A 19,714-nucleotide genomic window follows, 5' to 3' on the forward strand; every position below is an offset into this window, starting at 1 on the left:
GGCTTCCGCAGGCACCTCACCCGTGCATACGCGCGCCCTTCAGCACCTTGTCGACCGCGTTCCTCGGCCCGTACACGGCGAGGCCCACCAGGTCCAGATCGGCCGTGGTGACGGCTCGCAGGGCCGCCCGGTTGTCGGTGTCGTTGCCGGTGGTGAAGAGGTCGGACGTGAAGACGGAGCGGGGCAGAGCGCGGCGCAGAGCGCGTTCGTGGGCGGTCTTCAGCAGTTCCTTGCCGCCCTCGAAGACCAGCACCGGCTGCCGGAACATCGGCAGGTACGGGGTGCCGTCCGCGTCCTCGTACGGCTCCCCGATCACCTCGGGCAGCTCCGTGCCGAGGCCGCTGACCAGGAACGCCGTCACGTTCAGGCGCTGCCAGGTCTCCAGGTCGTCCCGGAGCAGCACGGCGATCTTGGTGTCGAAGCGGACGGGGGCCGGGGCGGCGGCGGGGGTGGTGTTCTCGGTGCTCATGGATTGAGACTGCCGTCCACGGTCCCCGCCGGTCTTGTACGTTTTTTGCATGGCGACCGGCGGTTCTACGGGTGAGGAGATCACCGCGTGGCGGCCCCGGGTACCGGGCGTCACGGAGGTCTTCCACGCCCACTTCACGCGGCACGCCTACCCGATGCACGTGCACGACACCTGGACGCTCCTCATCGTCGACGAGGGCGCGGTCCGCTACGACCTGGAGCGGCACGAGCACGGGACCCCGCTCGGCACCGTCTCGCTGCTGCCGCCGCACGTTCCGCACAACGGGCAGGCCGCCACGCCCGACGGGTTCCGCAAGCGGGTCCTGTATCTGGACGCGGCGGACGACGGACCGCTCGACGCCTCGTTCATCGGGGCCGCCGTGGACCGCCCCGACCTGGTGGATCCGCTGCTGCGGCAGCGCATCGGGCAGCTGCACGCGGCGCTCGCGCACCCCGGCGACGAGCTGGAGGCCGCGGCCCGTCTCACGCTCGTCGGGGAGCGGCTCCGGGAGCGGCTGCGACCGGCGCTCGCCGACTCCCGCAAGCCCCTGGCCAACCGCCGGGTCGCGGGCGCGCTGCGGGAACTGCTCGACGCCCGCCTCGTCGCCGGCGTCGACCTCAAGGAGGCCGCCTCACTGGTGCACGCGCACCCGGCGCATCTGGTGCGGTCCTTCGGTGCCGCGTACGGGATCGCTCCGCACCAGTACGTGATGGCGCGGCGGGTGGACCGGGCGCGGCGGCTGCTCCTGGGTGGGCGGGCGATCGCGGAGGTGGCGGAGGCGTGTGGGTTCTATGACCAGTCGCATCTGACGCGGTGCTTCAAGCGGGTGGTGGGGGTGCCGCCGGGGCGCTATGCGCGGGGCCGGTGATGTTGCGGCCGGCCGTGGTTGACGTCGCGGGGCGCTGCCCCGGACCCCGCGCCTCAATCGCCGGCGGGGCTTGATTGGGTTGATTTCCGCTGTAGGAGCGCCCCGCTCAGGACCGCCGTCGCCACCAGAAGCACGCCCGCCGCCACCAGGCTCACCCGCATCCCGCCCAGGGAGAACGTGCCCTCGCCGTTGGCCGCCAGGAGGGATCCGAAGACGGCCACCGCCAGCGCGCCGCCGGTCTGGCGCAGGGCGTTGAGGAGGCCGGACGCCGTGCCCACGCGCGGGCCCGGGACCGCGTCCATCAGCATCGCCGTCACCGCGGGGACCGCGAACGCGCCGCCGAGGCCCGTCGGGACGAGCAGCGCCAGGAGCAGCCAGGTGGGCGTGTGCGCGGTCAGCGGCAGCAGCGCGAACATCGCGAGGGCCAGGACGAGTTGGCCGATGACGACGACCGGGCGGCGGCCGAAGCGTTCGGCCGCACGCGGCGAGATCAGGTTCGTGCCGGTGATCAGTACGGCCAGCGGTACGAAGACCAGGCCCGCCGCCGTCGCGGACATGCCCCGCAGCTGCTGGAGGTAGAGGCCGAGCAGGAACACCACACCGTAGAAGCCGACGTTGATGGCGAAGCCGACCGCGAGGGACACCGAGACCGTGCGGTCGCGCAGCATGGTCAGCGGGACCATGGGGGCGCGGTGGCGTCTCTCCGTCACGTAGAAGGTGATCGCGGAGACGACCGCCACGGCGAACGCCGCGAGACCCGCGCGGCCGCCCTCGATGACGGCGAAGGTCAGGCCCGCGAGCGTGAGGACGGCGCTGATCTGGCCGGGGATGTCCAGCGGCGCCGGGCGGCGGGGCGAGGGGGCGACCTTCGTCAGGAGGAGCAGGATCGCCGCGCCCACGGGCAGGTTGAGGAAGAACACCGCTCGCCAGCCGACGTGTTCGGTGAGTACGCCGCCGAGCACCGGGCCCGCCGCCATCGACACCGATCCGCCGACCGTCCACAGGGCGATCGCCCGCGCCCGCCGCCGTGCGTCGTCGTACGCCTCCCGGATCAGCGCGAGCGACGCCGGCATCAGCACGGCGGCCGCCCCGCCCTGCACGACACGGGCCGCGATCAGCGCACCGAGGCCGGGCGCGACGGCGCAGGCCAGCGAGGCGAGGGTGAACAGGGCGGTGCCGAGGACGTAGGCGCGGCGGGCGCCCGTGCGGTCGGAGAGCGCCCCGGCCGACAGCATCAGACCGGCGAACATCAGCGTGTACGCGTCCGCCACCCACTGCAGCCCGGTCATGCCGCTGTGCAGATCGTCGCGGATGCCGGGCAGGGCGATGTTCACGGCCGATACGTCGATGGTGATCACGGCGAAGCCGAGCAGCGCGGCGAGGAGGGCGGGGGTCCGGCCGGTGCGGCGGGCCGGGGCCTCCCGCACCGGTTGCGTACGGACTCTGGGGGCGACGGTGGTCACGCTGTCCTCCTGGGGCACGGTGTTCGAAGTGCGGGTGGGCGGCGGGCACGGGCCGCGGCCCTGTGACATGCACTCCCTGGGCCCGCGGGCCCTGCTGACCGATCCGTCAGTAGGGCCCTTGCCTGCCGGCCACCCGCAGCGAGGACCACTCTGCGGCCGCGCGGCGAAAGGTGGCAGGCCGCGCTCCACCGGGGTGCCGCGTTCCTGGCCCTGACACGGCCCCCCACCGCCCTCGACGACCATGGACAATGCACGTATGGCTGAGACCACGGAACTGGGCCGCTACCTGCGGGCCCGCAGGGGGCAGGTGACACCGGCCGACGCGGGTCTGCCCGCCGGCACGGGCCTGCGGCGCACACCCGGGCTGCGGCGCGAGGAGCTGGCGACGCTCTCCGGAGTGAGCGTCGACTACTACACCCGCCTGGAGCGGGGCCGCGAGACCAACCCCTCCCCCGCCGTGATCGACGCCATCGCCCGCGCGCTGCGGCTGCGCGGCGACGCCCACGAACGCCTGCACGACCTGGCCGAGATGGCCTCCGGCAGGCACACCGAGCCCCGCCCCACCACCGACGACACGGTGCGCGATTCGGTGCTCCGGATGCTGGAGGCGCTGCGTCCGCTGCCCGCGTACGTGGTCAGCCGCTTCAACTACGTGCTCGCCGCGAACGCGCCGGGCCGTCGCCTGCTGCCCGGCCTGTGGGACCTGCCCGCCGAGCAGCGCAACGTCACCCGCTATCTCTTCCTGCACCCGGTCGGGCGGGCCCTGTACGTGCCGTGGGAGGAGACGGTGAGCGCGTCGGTCGCCCACCTGCGTGCCATCGGCGGCACGGAGGCGGACGACCCGAGGATGGCGGCGCTTGTCGGCGAACTCCTCCTGAAGTCACCCGACTTCGCCCGCATCTGGAACCGGTACGACGTCCAGGAACGCAGCGGCGGAACGAAGTCCTTCGACCATCCGAAGGTCGGCGCGATGACGCTCACCTTCGAGGTGATGCAGTTGGCGCGTACGGACGGGCAGCGGATGGTCGTCTACCAGGCCCCTGCGGGGTCGGCGGACGAGGCGGCTGCACTGAAGCTGGACCCGGCGAATATAAGCCCCTGCGGCGATTGAGCAGCGGGGTCCGGGGCGGAGCCCCGAGGCGTCAACCACGGTTCAGGCCCGCTCCAAGACCGCCGTGACCCCCTGCCCACCCGCGGCGCAGATCGAGATCAGCCCACGACCCGAACCACCCCGCTCCGCCAACAACTTGGCAAGCGTGGCGACGATCCTCGCCCCCGTCGCCGCGAACGGATGCCCGGTCGCCAGCGACGACCCCGCCACGTTCAACCGGTCCCGGTCGACCGGCGCGAGCCCCGCCTTCTCCCACGCGGCGAGCGTCGCCAGCACCTGCGAGGCGAACGCCTCGTGCACCTCGAACAGGTCGAAGTCCTCGACCCCGAGCCCGGCCCGCTCCAGCATCCGCGGCACGGCGTACGCGGGCGCCATGAGCAGCCCGTCGCCGTCACCACCCGCGACGTCACCCCCGACGAAGTCCACCGCCGCCGTCTCGTACGCGGTCAGATACGCGAGCGGCTCAAGGCCGCGGGCCTTCGCCCACTCCTCGCTCGCGAGCAGCACCACCGCCGCGCCGTCCGTCAGCGGCGTCGAATTCCCTGCCGTCATGGTCGGGTTCCCGCCCTCGACCCCGAACACCGGCTTCAGCGTGCCGAGTTTCTCGACCGTCGAACCCGGCCGCAGGTTCTGGTCGCGCTCAAGTCCCCTGTACGGGACCACGAGTTCGTCCAGGAAGCCGCGCTCGTACGCCGCCGCCAGCCGCTGATGACTGGTGGCCGCGAGCTCGTCCTGGGCCTCGCGCGCGATGCCCCACGCACGCGCGGTGACGGCGGCGTGCTCGCCCATGGACAGGCGGGTGCGCGGCTCGGCGTTGCGCGGGATGTCGGGGGCCAGGTGGCCCGGCCTGACCTTGGCGAGCGCCCTGATCCTGGCGCCCGCCGACTTCGCACGGCGGGCCTCCAGCAGGATCTTGCGCAGCGCGTCGTTGACGCCGAGCGGGGCGTCGCTCGCGGTGTCGGAGCCGCCCGCGATCGCGCTCTCGGTCTGGCCGAGCGCGATCTTGTTGGCGGCGGCGATCACAGCCTGTAGACCGGTGCCGCAGGCCTGCTGGATGTCGTACGCGGGCGTGCGCGCGTCCAGCATCGAGCCGAGCACGGTCTCGCGCGCCAGGTTGAAGTCGCGGCTGTGCTTGAGCACGGCGCCCGCCACGAACTCGCCGACGGCGCCCGGCTCATGGAGCTTCGTCCGCCCGACGAGGCCGTCGAGCGCGGCGGTCAGCATGTCCTGGTTCGACGCGGTCGCGTACGGGCCGTCGGAGCGCGCGAACGGGATGCGGTTGCCGGCGACGACGGCGACACGACGCGGGGCGTTTCCTAGGACGGGGGCGGCAGGGCCCTTCGGGGTTCGCGCCATGTCCGGCAGCTCCTGAGCTCTCGACAAGTTCTGACCAACGGGTAACCTTACTCCGCAGTAAATTTACGATCGAGCTGGGAGCTGGACAATGGCCGACCGCTATCTGAACTTCACCGGCACGGCCCCCGGCCGCTTCCTGACCCGCCGCCTCGGCCTGCCGCAACCCGCACCGCTGCTCCGCCACAGCCCCGAACACCCGCGCCTGGACGGGCAGTTGCTGTACCTCACGGCGGGAGAGCCCGCGCACCGGGAGGAGCTCGGGAAACTGCTCGCCGACACCGGCCTCGACGTCACGCCGTCGGCCGAGCGGCCCGTCGCCGCCGTCGTGGACGCCACCGCCGTGACCGGCCTCGACTCCCTCGCCGAAGTGCACGCCACGCTGCACCCGGTCGTCCGCTCCCTCGCCCCGGGCGGGCGCGTGGTCGTCCTCGGCGCACCCCCGTCACCCGAGGACCACCACCAGGCGGCCGTGCAGCAGGGCCTCGAAGGCTTCGTGCGCTCACTCGGCAAGGAGATCGGGCGCGGCCGCACCGTGAACCTGGTGCGTGTCGCGGGCCCGGTGGCCGGATCCGAGTCGACCCTGCGCTTCCTGCTGTCACCGAGGTCGGCGTACGTGAGCGGGCAGGTGATCCAAGTGGGCGCTACGAGCGGTGAGTTGACGCTTCCCGAGGACTGGGACCGGCCGCTCGCCGGACGCACCGCACTCGTCACCGGCGCCGCCCGCGGCATCGGCGAGGCCGTCGCCGAGACCCTCGTACGGGACGGGGCCGAGGTCGTCCTGCTCGACGTACCGTCCGCCGGGGCCGACCTCGCGAAGGTGGCGGAGCGGCTCGGCGGGCGCGCGCTGCCGCTGGACATCACGGCGGGCGACGCGGGTGAGCGGATCGCGGAGTCCGTACCCGACGGCCTGGACGTACTCGTGCACAACGCGGGCATCACCCGCGACCGGCGCCTGGCCAACATGCCTGCCGAGCGCTGGAGTTCGGTCCTGGAGGTCAACCTCGCGAGCGTGCTGCGGACGACGGACGCGCTCCTCGATGCGGGGACCGTGCGCCGCGGCGGGTCGATCGTCGCCACCGCCTCCATCGCCGGGATCGCGGGCAACGTCGGGCAGACCAACTACGCGGCCAGCAAGGCGGGCATCGTCGGCCTCGTACGCTCCCTGGCGCCGCGGGCCGCCGCCGAGCACGGGGTCACGGTGAACGCGGTGGCCCCCGGCTTCATCGAGACCAAGATGACGGCGGCCGTCCCGCTGTTCATCCGGGAGGCCGGGCGACGCATGAACTCCCTTGGGCAGGGCGGTCTTCCGGTGGACGTGGCGGAGACGACGTCCTGGTTCGCGTGCCCGGGGTCGGGGGCGGTGAACGGTCAGGTGGTGCGGGTGTGCGGGCAGTCCTTGCTCGGCGCGTAAGCCCTCCGGGCCGATCGGGACGGGTGGGCTTGGCCTCGGGGCTGGGTGGGCCCGGCCCGCCCGGTGCGCCTATCCGTCCTCCGGCCTCGGGGCTCCGCCCCGGACCCCGCTGCTCAATCGCCGCAGGGGCTTGATTCGCCCACCCGTCGCAAGGGACTGATATGCCCTGCCGCCGCTGGGGGCTTGATGTGCCCACCCGCCGCGCCCGCCGCAGGGGCTTGACAGGCCCACCCGCCGCACGAGCTCGACATGCCCACCCGTCGCAAGGGACTGATATGCCCTGCCGCCGCTGGAGGCTTGACGTGCCCACTCGCCGCGCCCGCCGCAGGGGCTTGACAGGCCCGCCCCGCTGCACGGGCTCGACAGGCCCACCCGCCGCACGGGCTCGACGTGCCCACCCGTCGCAGGGGCTCGACGTGCCCACCCGCCACACGGGCTCGACATGCCCACCCGTCGCAGGGCTCGATGTATTCACCCGTCACCTCGCTAGGACCCCTCCCATGACCCGTACCGTCACCCTCGACGCCGTCCCCTCACTCCTCCCCCTCATGCTCCGCGGCGCCGCGCTCTCCCCGTTCAAGCGGCCCCGCCAGGGCGCCTCGCTGCCCGACACGCGGCTTGCCGTCCCCGGGCTCCGGGTCGCGCAGAACCACCTCACCGCGTACGAACGCGCCTGCGGGTTCGCGACCGAGCGGCCCGAACTGCCCGTCACCTACCCGCACATCCTGGGCTTCCCGCTGGCCATGCGGCTGATGTCGCAGCGCGCGTTCCCGCTGCCGGTGCTCGGCCTCGTCCACACGTCGATCGAGATCACGCAGCAGCGCGACCTGTCACCGACCGAAACGTTCGAACTGGCCGTCCACGCCCAGGAGTTGCGGCCGCACCGCCGCGGCACGGAGGCCGTCGTCGTCACCGAGCTGCACGCCGAGGGAGTACCGGTGTGGCAGTCGACCAGTACATACCTCGCGCGGCACAGGACCTCCGCACCCACTGCCGAGCAGCCGCAAAACTCCGCCGATCCGCTTCCCGAACTCGCCCGCTGGCAGCTCTCCGACGACCTCGGCCGCCGCTACGCCGCCGCGTCCGGCGACCGCAACCCCATCCACCTGCACCCGCTCACGGCCCGCCTCTTCGGCTTCCCGCGCGCCATCGCACACGGCATGTGGACGGTGGCCCGCTGCCTGGCGGAGCACAAGGCGCGCGGACCCGTCCACGTACAGGCCCGCTTCAAGGCGCCGGTACTGCTGCCGGGCGAGGTGACGTACGCGGAGCAGGGCCCGGCCTTCGAACTGCGCTCGCCGGACGGCTCCCGCACGCATGTCACGGGCGAGGTGCACGAGTTGGCGGACTAGCACTGGTCCAGGACCCTTCCGACCAGCGCTCGCCGACCATCAGGTTGCCGAGGCCCGACCAGGCGAAGTTCATCAACGTCGTGGCGGCCTCCTTCGCGGACACCGACGCGTCGGTGTTCGCCCAGTTCGCCAGCGCTTCCGCCGCGCCGACCAGGGCCTGGGCGAGGCCCGCGACCTCCCGCTCGGCCAGCTCCGGGTTGCCGTGCGCCTCGCGTGCGGCCTCCGCGATCAGATGGGTCACGAACGCGACGATCTCCTCACGCATCGCGACGACCTCGGCGGCGATGGGTTCCCCCGTGGCCCCTGCGGGAGAGTCCCCGCCGGAACGCGCCTGACTGTGCAACACCGCCCAGCCGTCCGGGCGTTCGGCGGTGTGCGCGAAGAAGGCGGTCAGGCCCTCCCACAGCTGCCGGTCGGCGGCCACGTCCGTGCGTACGCCCGCCCGGACCGCGTCGACCAGCGCCTTCGCCTCCCGCCGGATACAGGCGCTGAACAGGTCGTCCTTCGAGTTCAGGTACAGGTACACCAACGGCTTGGACACGCCCGCCAGTACGGCGATCTCGTCCATCGACGCGGCCCGGTACCCCCGCTTCCCGAACACCCGCACCGCGGCGTCCAGCATCTGCCGCTCCCGCTCGGCCCGCGGCATCCTCTTCTGCCGCACCACCCCGTCACCGCGCACCCAGCCACCTTCCCTCGCCCACTCTGCACACTCCAGCGTACGCAGCCCGCCTCGCTCTCCCCGCTACGAAGGACCTCTCCCCACCACAGACCTCCACCCCCGACACCCCACCCACAACGGCCAACCTTCACCACCCTTGGCGGCAGCCCGTCCCCCGCCGCCTTGGGCAATCTGCCGCCTGGGGCGGCAGGGTGGGCAAGGCGGCACCCCGGTGCCGCGCACCCATCACCACGGGCACCGACCCCGGCACAGTCCAGAACCGGCGGTGCCGCGCAAACAGGCACCACCCCGCGGGGGCCGTAGCCCCCGGAGGGGGCGGCGGGTGGGAGATGGGCGGGCACCGGCCCAGCCGGACAAGGCACGGCCCGCGTAACAAGACCCTCGGCCACCGCCCCGGCCCAGCCCAGCCCCCGTCACCGCGCCACAACACCCCCGGCCCCAACCCCGCCCCCCGGCCAACCGCAGACGCACGAAGTCCCGCCCCCCGGAACGGGAAAGGCGGGACTTCGTGTGGGACGAGCCTGGGGGACGTCAGGCGGCGGCCGTCACGGCCACCTCCTGCGGCTCGTCCACCGGGGAGGACGTCGCGCTGTTGTAGGCGTCGCGGTCGAGGATCTTCTCGCGCGCGGAGACGAGCACCGGGACGAGGGCCTGGCCCGCGACGTTCGTCGCCGTCCTCATCATGTCCAGGATCGGGTCGATCGCGAGGAGCAGGCCGACGCCCTCCATCGGGAGGCCGAGCGTCGACAGGGTCAGCGTCAGCATGACCGTGGCGCCCGTCAGACCGGCCGTGGCGGCGGAGCCGATCACCGACACGAAGGCGATGAGCAGGTAGTCACCGACGTTCAGGTCGATGCCGAAGATCTGCGCGACGAAGATCGCGGCGATCGCCGGGTAGATCGAGGCGCAACCGTCCATCTTCGTCGTCGAACCGAACGGCACGGAGAAGGAGGCGTAGTCCTTCGGGACGCCGAGGCGCTCGGTGACCCGCTGGGTGAGCGGCATCGTGCCGACGGAGGAGCGGGAGACGAAGGCCAGCTGGATCGCGGGCCAGGCGCCCTTGAAGAACTGCAGCGGGCTCAGCTTGGCGACCGTGGCGAGCAGCAGCGGGTAGACGCCGAAGAGGACCAGGGCGCAACCGACGTAGATGTCGGCGGTGAACGTCGCGTACTTGCTGATCAGGTTCCAGCCGTACGTGGCGATGGCGTTGCCGATGAGGCCGATGGTGCCGATCGGGGCGAGCTTGATGACCCACCACAGGGCCTTCTGGAGCAGCTCCAGGACGGACTCGGAGAGGGTGAGGATCGGCTGGGCCTTCTCGCCGACCTTCAGGATGGCGATGCCGGCGACGGCGGCCATGAAGACGATCTGCAGCACGTTCAGCTGGGTGAACGGCGTGATGATGTCCGTCGGGATGATGCCGGTGAGGAAGTCGATCCAGGATCCGGCCTGTTCCGGCTTGGCGCCGTCCTTCGGGGTCAGGCCCGTGCCGGCGCCCGGGTTGGTGAGCAGCCCGATGGCGAGGCCGATGACGACCGCGATCAGCGACGTGACCATGAACCAGAGCAGCGTGCGCGTGGCGAGCCGGGCGGCGTTGTTGACCTTACGAAGGTTGGTGATGGACACCAGGATCGCGAAGAAGACGAGCGGGGCGACGGCCAGCTTCAGGAGCTGGATGAAGGTGTCGCCGACCTTCTGCAGGGTGGTGACCAGCCAGGATATGTCCTGGTTCCGGGCCAGCCAGCCGAGCAGCACACCCAGGACGAGGCCGCCCAGGATCTGCGCCCAGAACGGGATCTTGGGTATTCGGAAGCCGGACTTCTGTTCGGCTGCGGGGGTGTTCGCGGACACGGAGGCACTCCAGTGATGACACGCGGGGACAAGTCAGGGGCGTACAGGAGCGGCAACCGTGAGACGGGTCAACGACGCCGCTGCATCGCTTCGGCCAGGGAAGTCGGAACTTCGCGATCAGGCGCGACAGGCCGCGGACATGCAGCGGCAGAGATCGACATGCAGGCGCTCCACGAGCGCGACGCTCATGGCGGTTCGAGGCGCAACTGATGTCTTCATGACAGGAACGTTAACACCGCGGCTTTGGGAACATCAAAGGGCTTCTTTGGGGCAGACGAGGTGCCCGTACGGCCCCAAAGCGGCATTTACCTTGAAAATGCAGGCGACCCCGGCACCAGATCCGGTGCCGGGGTCGTACGAGGTGTGAGGAAGCTTACGAGGCCGAGCGGGCGGCGTCGTCCGCGTCGTCCTCCATGGAGCGGTTGGCCGCCATGTTCGACTTCGCGCGGTCCACGCGGGCGACGACCTTCTTGGAGGCGCGGTCGCGCTCACCGCGCAGCACGATGTAGCTGATGGGTGCGGACACCACCAGGCCGAGCAGCGCGATCCACAGCCAGTAGGAGCCACCGATGCCAGCGGGCACGATGCCGGTGGCGACGAGGCCCCAGACGACGAGGAAGCAGCCCACGAAGACCCCGAGCCGCATCAGCGTGTAGCGGAGCATGTCAATCCACTCTTCCGTTCCGAAATGGTGCCCTTACAGGACGAGCGCCCCTCCAGTGAAGCACGGGGAGGGGCGTCCGATTCCAGCGGGGGCTCGCGGAGTCCCGGCGTCAGACCAGCCAGCGGTTCTTGCGGACGGCGGGCAGCTGGGCCCACACCCCGCCGAGGCCGTAGTACCGGCCGGCGCCCGTCGCCGCGGTGATCAGCAGGACGAGCGCGATCATCCAGTGGTCGTCCATGAACGGGTTGCTGTCGGGCCACAGCGTGACGAGCCACATGGAGGCCATCATCAACGTTCCCGCGGCGGCCGCGATCCGCATGCCGACGCCGAGGATCATGGCGAGGCCGACGCCGAGCAGGCCGAGCATGAAGACCAGGTCGAGCCACCAGACACCGGCCACGGAGTCGAAGACGTGGGCGAAGGGGCCGGTCGTGCCGTGCAGCAGGAACCCTTCGGTGGGGCTGCCGCCGTTCAGCCAGCTTCCGCTGGAGGGGGTCGCCTTCCCGAGGCCGAAGGTCTTGTCGAGGAAGGCCCACAGGAAGTAGAAGCCGACGAGCACGCGGGACGCGGCGAGGACACCGCGGGCGGCGGGCGCGCGGACGACGACGTCGTCCTGACTGCCGGCACCCCGGCGCGGGGCGCCCGCGGCGCCGTGTCGGGCGGGACTGTCCGATGCGTGGAGGGCCATGGCCGTCGCCTTCTTCCTTGCGCACCCTGCGGTGCGATCCGCTCGTGAATACATTCACAAGCTACGCCCGGTGCTTACCCCTTCCCTACGGCCAAAGGTCCCGATCCCGGCATACGAACGTCCCGAACACACCCCGGAACCCCGTGGTTAGGCTCCGCCCATGCCCCTGCACTTCACCCTCGACCCCTCGGTCGACCCCGACCTGCGCGACGGGCTCCTCGCCCTGTGGTCGGACGTCACGAACGCCGGCGGCGCGGTCGGCTTCGTCCCTCCGGTCACTCCCGAGGACATACGCCCCGAGCTGGTCAAGCGCCTCGCCGACCTCGCCGGGGGCCGGACCCGGCTCCTCGTGGGCCGCGACGAGCACGGCCGGGTCGCCGCGTCGGCCTTCCTCGCGTACAGCCAACACCGCCTGATGAAGCACCACTTGTGGCTCTACACGGTGATGGTCCACCCCGGTCACCAGGGCAAGGGCTACGGCCGCGCCCTGATGTCGACCGCCGCCGAGGTGGCCCGCACCTTCGAGGGCATCGAGGCCATCCGCCTCACCTGCCGCGGCGGCACGGGCGCGGACGCCTTCTACGCGGCGTGCGACTACAAGGAAGTCGGCCGCGTCCCAGGCGCAATCCGGGTATCCCCGGGCGACGACCGCGACGACATCCACATGATGCTGCCCCTCATTTAGAGCCCCGCCGACACTTGAAGCGCGGCCCCCAAGACAGCGCCCCACTCTCTCCACCCCCGCCGACACTTGAAGCGCCGGACCCGAGGCAACGCCCCACACCTTCCAGCCCCGCTGGCGCTTGAAGCGCAGGGTCCGGGGCAGCGCCCCACTCTCTCCACCCCCGCCGACACTTGAAGCGCCGGCCCCGAGGCAACGCCCCACACCTTCCAGCCCCGCTGGCGCTTGAAGCGCAGGGTCCGGGGCAGCGCCCCGCTCTTTCCAGCCCCGCCGACGCTTGAAGCCCGGGACCCAAGACAGCGCCCCACTCTCTCCACCCCCGCCGACACTTGAAGCGCCGGACCCGAGACAACGCCCCACACCTTCCAGCCCCGCCGGCGCTTGAGGCGCAGGGTCCGGGGCAGCGCCCCACTCTCTCCACCCCCGCGACACTTGAAGCCCGGGACCCAAGACAGCGCCCCACTCTCTCCACCCCCGCGACACTTGAAGCGCCGGACCCGAGACAGCGCCCCACACCTTCCAGCCCCGCCGGCGCTTGAGGCGCGGGGTCCGGGGCAGCGCCCCGCGACCGAGGAGGACGACGACCGCAACGAAAACGGGCCCCGGCAACAACCGGGACCCGCCACAATCAAATCCGCATCGGCTGCGGCGCATCCCGCCGCCCCGGATCCGCCCCCTCGTACTCCCGAATGATCTCGTACCGCGTATTCCGCTCCACCGGCCGGAACCCCGCGTCCCTGATCAGGTCGAGCAGATCCTCACGCGTCATCTTGTTCGGCGTGCCGTAGTTGTCCGCGTCATGCGTGATCTTGTACTCGACGACCGAGCCGTCCATGTCGTCCGCCCCGTGCTGCAGCGCGAGCTGCGTGGTGTGCAGCCCGTGCATGACCCAGAAGCACTTCACGTGCGGCACGTTGTCGAACAGCAGCCGCGACACGGCGAACGTCTTCAGCGCCTCGGCGCCCGTGGCCATCGTCGTCCGCTCCTGCAGACGGTTCCTGACCTTGCCGTCCCGCATGTCCACGAAGTCGTGCTGGTAGCGCAGCGGGATGAAGACCTGGAAACCGCCGGTCTCGTCCTGCAGTTCACGCAGCCGCAGCACGTGGTCGACGCGGTGCCGGGGCTCCTCGATGTGCCCGTACAGCATCGTGCTGGGCGTCTTGAGGCCCTTCTCGTGCGCGAGGCGGTGGATCCGCGACCAGTCCTCCCAGTGGGTGTCGTGGTCGACGATGTGCTGCCGGATCTCCCAGTCGAAGATCTCGGCGCCGCCACCGGTGAGGGATTCGAGCCCCGCCTCGATCAGCTCGTCGAGGATCTCGCTCGCGCTCATCCCGGAGATCTTCTCGAAGTGATGGATCTCGGTCGCCGTGAAGGCCTTCAGTCCGACGTTCGGCAGGGCCTCCTTGAGGGCCTTGAGCGAGCGCGGGTAGTACCGCCACGGAAGGTTCGGGTGCAGCCCGTTGACGATGTGGAGTTCCGTGAGGTTCTCCGACTCCATCTCCTGGGCGAGCTTGACGGCCTCCTCGATGCGCATCGTGTAGGCGTCCTTCTCGCCGGGCTTGCGCTGGAAGGAGCAGTAGGCGCACGACGCGGTGCACACGTTCGTCATGTTCAGATGACGGTTCACGTTGAAGTGCACGACGTCGCCGTTCTTACGCGTGCGCACCTCGTGGGCGAGGCCGCCGAGCCAGGCCAGGTCGTCCGACTCGTAGAGCGCGATGCCGTCCTCGCGGGACAGCCGCTCACCGTCCCTGACCTTCTGCTCCAGCTCGCGCTTGAGCCCTGCGTCCATGTGCCCGTACCTCTCCTCGCTCAACGACCGGTCCCCACCGTACGCCGCCGCACCGACAGTCCCCTGGCAGGGCCCGGACCCTGGGCGGCTCGTCACACCTCTTCGGGAAGCTCCCCCACCCGGTTCTCCCACTTCGTGGAGAGAATGATCGTGGTACGCGTCCGGGACACGCCCTTCGTGCCGCTGAGGCGACGGATCGTCCGCTCCAGGCTGTCCACGTCGCCCGCGCGGACCTTCAGCATGTACGAGTCGTCGCCCGCGATGAACCAGCAGTCCTCGATCTCGTGCAGATCGCGCAGGCGGTGCGCCACGTCCTCGTGGTCGGCCGCGTCGGAGAGCGAGATGCCGATGAGGGCGGTGACACCGAGGCCGAGCGAGGCGGAGTCGACGGTGGCGCGGTAGCCGGTGATCACTCCGGCGGCCTCAAGGCGGTTGATGCGGTCCGTGACGCTGGGTCCTGACAGACCGACGAGCCGGCCCAACTCCGCATACGAGGCGCGCCCGTTCTCGCGCAGGGCCTGGATGAGCTGCCTGTCCACGGCGTCCATAAGGTCCAATGCCTTTCATTGTTCAGCGTTGACGCGAGCTTATGTGCACGATCGAAGGCGCGCTAGGGTTTTCCCTCGCAAAATCTAAAGTCCACCCCTTGGGTTAGCGCGGATCCAAGCGAAGATCCAAGCCAAGATCCAAGCGACGACCATCGGAGACCTGGTACCGCGTCACCCGGATTCGCGGGAGGCTCCCCCGAGCTCTCCCTCCCACCGGCGGTACAGCGTGTGCGGCACTCCCGCCGCGTCCAGCGCCCGCCCCGCGACGAAGTCCACAAGGTCCTGGATGTGCGTCGCCCCCGCGTAGAACGCCGGTGACGCCGGCAGCACCACGGCGCCCGCCTCGTCGAGCGTCACCAGGTGCTTGAGGGTCTGCCCGTTCAGCGGCGTCTCCCGTACGGCGACGATCAGCGGCCGCCGCTCCTTGAGGGTCACACTCGCCGCGCGCTGCAACAGATCCTTCGAGAGGCCGAGTGCGACACCCGCCACGCACGCCGTCGAAGCGGGCACGATGATCATGCCCTTGACCGCGTACGAGCCCGATGAGGGCCCTGCCGCGAGATCCCCCGCGGGCCAGTACCGCACGTCGTCGAGGCCGATCTCTCCGAACGTGTCCGGCTTGCCGTCGGCGCCGCGCGCCAGCCACTGGGCCAAGTCCTCGCGCCAGTGCGCGTCCCGCAGGCCGATCCCCGTCTCGTCGAGCAGCGTGAGCCGCGAGGCCCGCGAGACGACGAGGTCCACGGCTTCGCCCGCCGCGAGCAGGGCGCGCAGCACGGAAGCGGCGTACGGGGTACCTGACGCTCCGGACACCCCGACGACCCAGGGCTTGCGGCTGTTTGCATTGACGTGCTCCACACCACGAGCCTATCCGGCGGTCCGGCGGGGGAACTTGAGCAGGGGCGGTGGCCGTTCATCCCATGACGGGTGGGGGACGGGATGACATACGAAGACGGAATGGGCCGGGCGGCAGTTCGGCGCCGGCCGACGCGCGGGCGGGTGCTCACGGCGGCGAAGGTGATGCTCGCCTGGGTGGCCCTGCTCTGGCTCCTCGAAGTGATCGACGCGGCGTCGGGACACGCCCTTGACGGCTTCGGCATCCAGCCGCGCGAGCCTTCCGAACTGATCGACGTCGTCCCGGCCTCCTTCATCCACTTCGGCTTCGGCCACGTTGCGGCGAACTCGATACCCCTCCTGGTCCTCGGCTTCGTCGCCGCGCTCGGCGGCCTGCGCCGTTTCTTCCTGGCCTGCGCCCTGATCGTCGTCGCGGACGGCATCGGGGTGTGGCTGGTGGCCCCGGCGCACACGAACACGGCGGGCGCGTCGGGCCTGATATTCGGCCTGTTCGGCTTCGTCGTGCTGTCCGGTTTCGTGGAGCGCAGGCCGCTCGGCGTCGTCGCCGGCGTCCTGATAGCCGCGGTCTGGGGCACGACGTTCCTTGCGGGCCTCTCCCCCACGAACGACGGGGTGAGCTGGCAGGGGCATCTGATCGGGCTGCTGGCCGGGGTGGCGGCGGCGTTCGTACTGCGCAGACCGCCGGTCACGCAGGCCGATTGAGTACGGGCCGAGTACGCGGTCGAGTACACGGCTGAGTACACGGGCCCACGCGCCCGGGCACGCGGCGGGACAGGGTGGGGCCATGAAGGCCCGATATCTGATGCTGTGCGGCGCGGCATTCGTCGCCGCCCTCGTCCTGGTCCACGTACTCGGTGTCCCCGCCGAGACGCTGCTGCTCACCGGGGGTGGAGCACTGTGCCTGCTGTGGCTGGTGCTGCTGCTGACCGTGCCCTGGAATCTCTACTTCCGCGCCCGTGCCGTCGTGCACGAGGCCCGCGTCAGCCGCGAGAAGGGCATGGCCGTACCCGCCGACCGGGACGCGGAGGCCGCCCGGATCGCCGCCGTCATCCTGCGCATCGCGATCGGCGCGCACCTGGCCACGGGGGCCGTCACGGTGTTCGCCGCGTGGGCGACGGGGCGGACCGCGGGCTACTGGCTGGCCGGGCTCTATCTGCTCAGCACGGTCTTCCGCCCGGCGGGCTCCTACTTCGGCGCGCTGCGCCGCCGGCTCACCACGCTCCACCGCGAGGTGCGCTTCCCGCGCGACGACGTCGCCTCGGTGCGGACGGCCGTGGCGGCGCTGCAGAAGGGCGCCACCGTCCAGGAGGAGAAGGCCGAGGAGACGTACCGGGCCCTGGGTGAACTGCGGACGTCCGTGGACGCGGTCGGCCTCTCCGCCCACCGGCGCGCCGACCGCGCGGACCAGCGGATCGCGGCGCTGAGCCGCGAGTTCGAGGCGGTGGTGAACCGGCTGACGGACAACCAGGAGATCATCACCGGGCTCAAGGCGTTCCTGCGGCTGCTCCGCGCCGACGGCAGCGGCGGCGGCACGGAACAACCCGTCTGACGGGTCCTAGACCGTCAGGCCCCGCACCAGCAGGTCCAGCAGCGCGCACACGAACAGCGCGATCCCGATGAAGCCGTTGACCTGGAAGAACGCCCGGTTCAGACGGGAGAGGTCGTGGGGCTTCACGATCGTGTGCTCGTAGAGGAAGGCGCCCGCGACGATCACGAGGCCGGCCCAGAAGAAGGTGCCCGCGTCGGTGGCCACGGCGTACCAGACGAACAGGGCCGTCGTGAGGGTGTGGCAGACACGCGCGCCCCAGATCGCCCCGGGGATGCCGAAGCGGGCCGGGACCGACTTCACGCCGACCTCGCGGTCCGTCTCCACGTCCTGACATGCGTAGATCAGGTCGAAGCCGCCGATCCAGATGCCGACGGCGAGACCGAGGATGACCGCGGTCCAGGACCACTCCCCCGTGATCGCGATCCACGCCCCGATCGGGCCCATCGCCTGGGCGAGGCCGAGGATCGCCTGCGGGAAGTTCGTGAACCGCTTGCCGTACGGGTAGACCACCATCGGGATCACCGCGATGGGCGCCAGGGCCAGGCAGAGCGGGTTCAGGAGCGCCGCCGCGCCGAGGAAGACGACGAGCGCGACCAGCGCGCCGGTCCACGCGGTCTTCACCGACATCGCGCCGGTGACGAGTTCGCGGTGGGCCGTGCGCGGGTTGCGTGCGTCGATCTCCCGGTCGATGATCCGGTTCGCCGCCATCGCGAACGTCCGCAGGCCGACCATCGCGACGGTGACCAGGAGCAGGCGTCCCCAGTGGATGTTCCCGTCCAGCTCGAACATGGCCGTCAGCGCGGCGATGTACGCGAAGGGCAGCGCGAAGACCGAGTGCTCGATCATGACCAGGCGCAGAAACGCCTTGGTCCGTCCCGGCTGCTGCGGGATTGCTGCTGAAGCGCTGGTCACGAGAGTCCGTACTCCTTCCAACGGCGGTCCACCAGAGCCGCCGTACGGGGGTCGGAGACGACCATCTCCGGCCAGCCTCCGTCCCGCGTGTAGCCCTCCTCGGGCCACTTCTTCGTCGCGTCGATGCCCGCCTTGCCGCCCCAGAACTGCTGGTACGAGGCGTGGTCGAGGTGGTCGACGGGCCCCTCGGCCACCGTCAGGTCACGGGCGTAGTCCGTGTTCCCGAGGGCGCGCCACGAGACTTCATGAAGATCGTGGACGTCGCAATCGGAGTCGACGACGACCACGAGCTTCGTCAGCGACATCATGTGCGCGCCCCAGACCGCGCTCATCACCTTCTGGGCGTGCTTCGGGTACTTCTTGTCGATCGAGACGATCGCGCAGTTGTGGAAGCCGCCGGACTCGGGCAGGTGGTAGTCCACGATGTCCGGGACGATCACCTTGAGCAGCGGCAGGAAGAAGCGCTCCGTGGCGCGGCCCAGCGGACCGTCCTCCGTCGGCGGGCGCCCCACCACGATCGACTGGAGCAGCGGGCGCTTGCGCATCGTCACGCAGTCGATCTTCAGCGCCGGGAACGGCTCCTGCGGCGTGTAGAAACCGGTGTGGTCGCCGAAGGGCCCCTCCGGCAGCATCTCGCCCGGCTCCAGCCAGCCCTCGATGACCACTTCCGCGTTGGCCGGGACCTGGAGCGGCACCGTCTTGCAGTCGACCATCTCGACGCGCTTGCCCTGGAGGAACCCGGCCAGCATGTACTCGTCCATGTCACCGGGCAGCGGCGCCGACGACGCGTACGTGACCGCCGGCGGGCAGCCGAAGGCGATCGCGACCGGGAGCTTCTCGCCCCGCTTGGCGGCCACCTGGTAGTGGTTGCGGCTGTCCTTGTGGATCTGCCAGTGCATGCCGATGGTGCGCTTGTCGTGGCGCTGCAGGCGGTAGAGCCCGAGGTTGCGGACGCCCGTATCGGGGTCCTTGGTGTGGGTGAGCCCCAGATTGAAGAAGGAGCCGCCGTCCTCGGGCCAGGTGAACAGGGCCGGGAGCTGCTCCAGGTCGACGTCGTCGCCGTGCAGCACCACCTCCTGCACGGGGGCGGCCTCCGACTTCACCTTCTTCGGCGGTACGTGCGTCATCGCGCCGAGCTTGCCGAACGCCTCGCGGATGCCGACGAACCCCTGCGGCAGCTCCGGCTTCAGCAGCCCGCCGATCTTGTCACTGATCTCGTCGTACGACTTGAGGCCGAGCGCCTTGAGGAGGCGCCGGTCCGTGCCGTAGACGTTCATCGCGAGGGGCATCGACGCGCCCTTCACGTTCTCGAAGAGGAGGGCGGGGCCGCCGGCCTTGTTCACCCGGTCGACGATCTCACCGACCTCCAGATACGGGTCGACCTCGGCCTTGATGCGCTTCAGGTCGCCTTCGCGCTCCAGAGCCCTGAGCAGGGAGCGAAGATCGTCGTAAGCCATGCGTTCC

At 70.9% G+C, this 19,714-nt stretch carries 19 protein-coding genes; 7 read left to right on the forward strand and 12 right to left on the reverse strand.

All coding sequences use genetic code 11. From position 1 onward, the window contains the following. Positions 1-16: 16 nt before the first annotated feature. On the reverse strand, positions 17-520 hold the full coding sequence (locus ACFYWS_RS07745) for a DUF2000 family protein (protein ID WP_389270864.1): 504 nt from the start codon (positions 518-520) through the stop codon (positions 17-19). Here ACFYWS_RS07745 and ACFYWS_RS07750 point away from each other — a divergent pair. Further along, positions 519-1,337, forward strand: a complete 819-nt coding sequence (locus ACFYWS_RS07750; protein ID WP_389270867.1) for a helix-turn-helix domain-containing protein — start codon at positions 519-521, stop codon at positions 1,335-1,337. The genes ACFYWS_RS07745 and ACFYWS_RS07750 overlap by 2 nt on opposite strands. Positions 1,338-1,390: 53 nt before the next feature. Here the strand turns inward: ACFYWS_RS07750 and ACFYWS_RS07755 are convergent, their stop codons facing one another. Continuing rightward, positions 1,391-2,800, reverse strand: a complete 1,410-nt coding sequence (locus ACFYWS_RS07755) for an MFS transporter (RefSeq protein ID WP_389270870.1) — start codon at positions 2,798-2,800, stop codon at positions 1,391-1,393. Between the two features lie 256 nt (positions 2,801-3,056). Between ACFYWS_RS07755 and ACFYWS_RS07760 the strand changes: the two genes are divergently transcribed. Next, positions 3,057-3,911: a helix-turn-helix domain-containing protein gene (locus ACFYWS_RS07760; RefSeq protein WP_389270873.1), complete on the forward strand. Its 855-nt coding sequence runs from the start codon at positions 3,057-3,059 to the stop codon at positions 3,909-3,911. A 42-nt stretch (positions 3,912-3,953) separates the two neighbouring features. Here ACFYWS_RS07760 and ACFYWS_RS07765 read toward each other — a convergent pair whose 3' ends face one another. Then, positions 3,954-5,267 (reverse strand): acetyl-CoA C-acetyltransferase, encoded by a 1,314-nt coding sequence (locus ACFYWS_RS07765; protein WP_389270876.1) that lies wholly within the window; start codon positions 5,265-5,267, stop codon positions 3,954-3,956. Between the two features lie 88 nt (positions 5,268-5,355). Between ACFYWS_RS07765 and ACFYWS_RS07770 the strand changes: the two genes are divergently transcribed. Next, complete coding sequence (locus tag ACFYWS_RS07770) at positions 5,356-6,678, forward strand: 3-oxoacyl-ACP reductase (RefSeq protein WP_389270879.1); 1,323 nt, start codon at positions 5,356-5,358, stop codon at positions 6,676-6,678. A 500-nt stretch (positions 6,679-7,178) separates the two neighbouring features. Next, complete coding sequence (locus ACFYWS_RS07775; RefSeq protein ID WP_389270882.1) at positions 7,179-8,030, forward strand: MaoC/PaaZ C-terminal domain-containing protein; 852 nt, start codon at positions 7,179-7,181, stop codon at positions 8,028-8,030. On the opposite strand, the gene ACFYWS_RS07780 is transcribed toward ACFYWS_RS07775, so the two are convergent. The 4 genes from ACFYWS_RS07780 to ACFYWS_RS07795 all read right to left on the reverse strand — a co-directional run bounded on the left by ACFYWS_RS07780 (position 7,999) and on the right by ACFYWS_RS07795 (position 11,915). Then, complete coding sequence (locus ACFYWS_RS07780; protein WP_389271772.1) at positions 7,999-8,679, reverse strand: TetR/AcrR family transcriptional regulator; 681 nt, start codon at positions 8,677-8,679, stop codon at positions 7,999-8,001. The genes ACFYWS_RS07775 and ACFYWS_RS07780 overlap by 32 nt on opposite strands. Positions 8,680-9,243: 564 nt before the next feature. Next, complete coding sequence (locus ACFYWS_RS07785; RefSeq protein WP_389270885.1) at positions 9,244-10,563, reverse strand: dicarboxylate/amino acid:cation symporter; 1,320 nt, start codon at positions 10,561-10,563, stop codon at positions 9,244-9,246. Positions 10,564-10,936: 373 nt separating this feature from the next. Beyond that, positions 10,937-11,227: a DUF4229 domain-containing protein gene (locus tag ACFYWS_RS07790; protein WP_389270888.1), complete on the reverse strand. Its 291-nt coding sequence runs from the start codon at positions 11,225-11,227 to the stop codon at positions 10,937-10,939. A gap of 109 nt (positions 11,228-11,336) precedes the next feature. After that, on the reverse strand, positions 11,337-11,915 hold the full coding sequence (locus ACFYWS_RS07795) for a hypothetical protein (RefSeq protein ID WP_389270891.1): 579 nt from the start codon (positions 11,913-11,915) through the stop codon (positions 11,337-11,339). A gap of 160 nt (positions 11,916-12,075) precedes the next feature. Here ACFYWS_RS07795 and ACFYWS_RS07800 point away from each other — a divergent pair, with 160 nt between their 5' ends. Then, positions 12,076-12,600 (forward strand): GNAT family N-acetyltransferase, encoded by a 525-nt coding sequence (locus ACFYWS_RS07800; RefSeq protein WP_389270894.1) that lies wholly within the window; start codon positions 12,076-12,078, stop codon positions 12,598-12,600. 625 nt (positions 12,601-13,225) lie between these two features. Here the strand turns inward: ACFYWS_RS07800 and mqnE are convergent. The 3 genes from mqnE to ACFYWS_RS07815 form a co-directional block, all read right to left on the reverse strand. Next, positions 13,226-14,389, reverse strand: a complete 1,164-nt coding sequence (gene mqnE, locus ACFYWS_RS07805) for an aminofutalosine synthase MqnE (RefSeq protein WP_389270897.1) — start codon at positions 14,387-14,389, stop codon at positions 13,226-13,228. Between the two features lie 92 nt (positions 14,390-14,481). After that, on the reverse strand, positions 14,482-14,937 hold the full coding sequence (locus ACFYWS_RS07810; RefSeq protein ID WP_266712846.1) for an Lrp/AsnC family transcriptional regulator: 456 nt from the start codon (positions 14,935-14,937) through the stop codon (positions 14,482-14,484). A 171-nt stretch (positions 14,938-15,108) separates the two neighbouring features. Continuing rightward, positions 15,109-15,792, reverse strand: coding sequence for a UbiX family flavin prenyltransferase (locus tag ACFYWS_RS07815; protein WP_389270901.1), 684 nt, complete (start codon positions 15,790-15,792; stop codon positions 15,109-15,111). A gap of 81 nt (positions 15,793-15,873) precedes the next feature. On the opposite strand from ACFYWS_RS07815, the gene ACFYWS_RS07820 reads away from it, so the two are divergent. Then, positions 15,874-16,491 carry a rhomboid family intramembrane serine protease gene (locus tag ACFYWS_RS07820; protein ID WP_389270904.1) on the forward strand — a complete coding sequence of 206 codons (618 nt, stop codon included), beginning with the start codon at positions 15,874-15,876 and terminating at the stop codon, positions 16,489-16,491. Between the two features lie 82 nt (positions 16,492-16,573). After that, positions 16,574-17,338: a hypothetical protein gene (locus ACFYWS_RS07825; RefSeq protein ID WP_389270907.1), complete on the forward strand. Its 765-nt coding sequence runs from the start codon at positions 16,574-16,576 to the stop codon at positions 17,336-17,338. A 6-nt stretch (positions 17,339-17,344) separates the two neighbouring features. On the opposite strand, the gene mqnP is transcribed toward ACFYWS_RS07825, so the two are convergent. Next, entirely contained in the window at positions 17,345-18,250 is a 906-nt protein-coding gene (gene mqnP / locus ACFYWS_RS07830; protein ID WP_389270910.1) for a menaquinone biosynthesis prenyltransferase MqnP, read from the reverse strand. Beyond that, on the reverse strand, positions 18,247-19,707 hold the full coding sequence (locus ACFYWS_RS07835) for a menaquinone biosynthesis decarboxylase (protein WP_389270913.1): 1,461 nt from the start codon (positions 19,705-19,707) through the stop codon (positions 18,247-18,249). The genes mqnP and ACFYWS_RS07835 overlap by 4 nt, the downstream gene beginning before the upstream one ends. Positions 19,708-19,714 lie beyond the last annotated feature (7 nt).

This window comes from Streptomyces sp. NPDC002795 (assembly GCF_042888725.1).
In the GTDB taxonomy this organism is placed as follows: Bacteria; Actinomycetota; Actinomycetes; order Streptomycetales; family Streptomycetaceae; genus Streptomyces.

What these genes read in the sequence shown, in the direction of transcription:
- ACFYWS_RS07750 (WP_389270867.1), top strand. Translation starts at nt 519, where the DNA reads ATGGCGACCGGCGGTTCTACGGGTGAGGAGATCACCGCGTGGCGGCCC.
- ACFYWS_RS07745 (WP_389270864.1), bottom strand. Translation starts at nt 520, where the DNA reads ATGCAAAAAACGTACAAGACCGGCGGGGACCGTGGACGGCAGTCTCAA.
- ACFYWS_RS07760 (WP_389270873.1), top strand. Translation starts at nt 3,057, where the DNA reads ATGGCTGAGACCACGGAACTGGGCCGCTACCTGCGGGCCCGCAGGGGG.
- ACFYWS_RS07765 (WP_389270876.1), bottom strand. Translation starts at nt 5,267, where the DNA reads ATGGCGCGAACCCCGAAGGGCCCTGCCGCCCCCGTCCTAGGAAACGCC.
- ACFYWS_RS07770 (WP_389270879.1), top strand. Translation starts at nt 5,356, where the DNA reads ATGGCCGACCGCTATCTGAACTTCACCGGCACGGCCCCCGGCCGCTTC.
- ACFYWS_RS07775 (WP_389270882.1), top strand. Translation starts at nt 7,179, where the DNA reads ATGACCCGTACCGTCACCCTCGACGCCGTCCCCTCACTCCTCCCCCTC.
- ACFYWS_RS07780 (WP_389271772.1), bottom strand. Translation starts at nt 8,679, where the DNA reads ATGCCGCGGGCCGAGCGGGAGCGGCAGATGCTGGACGCCGCGGTGCGG.
- ACFYWS_RS07790 (WP_389270888.1), bottom strand. Translation starts at nt 11,227, where the DNA reads ATGCTCCGCTACACGCTGATGCGGCTCGGGGTCTTCGTGGGCTGCTTC.
- ACFYWS_RS07795 (WP_389270891.1), bottom strand. Translation starts at nt 11,915, where the DNA reads ATGGCCCTCCACGCATCGGACAGTCCCGCCCGACACGGCGCCGCGGGC.
- ACFYWS_RS07800 (WP_389270894.1), top strand. Translation starts at nt 12,076, where the DNA reads ATGCCCCTGCACTTCACCCTCGACCCCTCGGTCGACCCCGACCTGCGC.
- mqnE (WP_389270897.1), bottom strand. Translation starts at nt 14,389, where the DNA reads ATGGACGCAGGGCTCAAGCGCGAGCTGGAGCAGAAGGTCAGGGACGGT.
- ACFYWS_RS07810 (WP_266712846.1), bottom strand. Translation starts at nt 14,937, where the DNA reads ATGGACGCCGTGGACAGGCAGCTCATCCAGGCCCTGCGCGAGAACGGG.
- ACFYWS_RS07820 (WP_389270904.1), top strand. Translation starts at nt 15,874, where the DNA reads ATGACATACGAAGACGGAATGGGCCGGGCGGCAGTTCGGCGCCGGCCG.
- ACFYWS_RS07825 (WP_389270907.1), top strand. Translation starts at nt 16,574, where the DNA reads ATGAAGGCCCGATATCTGATGCTGTGCGGCGCGGCATTCGTCGCCGCC.
- ACFYWS_RS07835 (WP_389270913.1), bottom strand. Translation starts at nt 19,707, where the DNA reads ATGGCTTACGACGATCTTCGCTCCCTGCTCAGGGCTCTGGAGCGCGAA.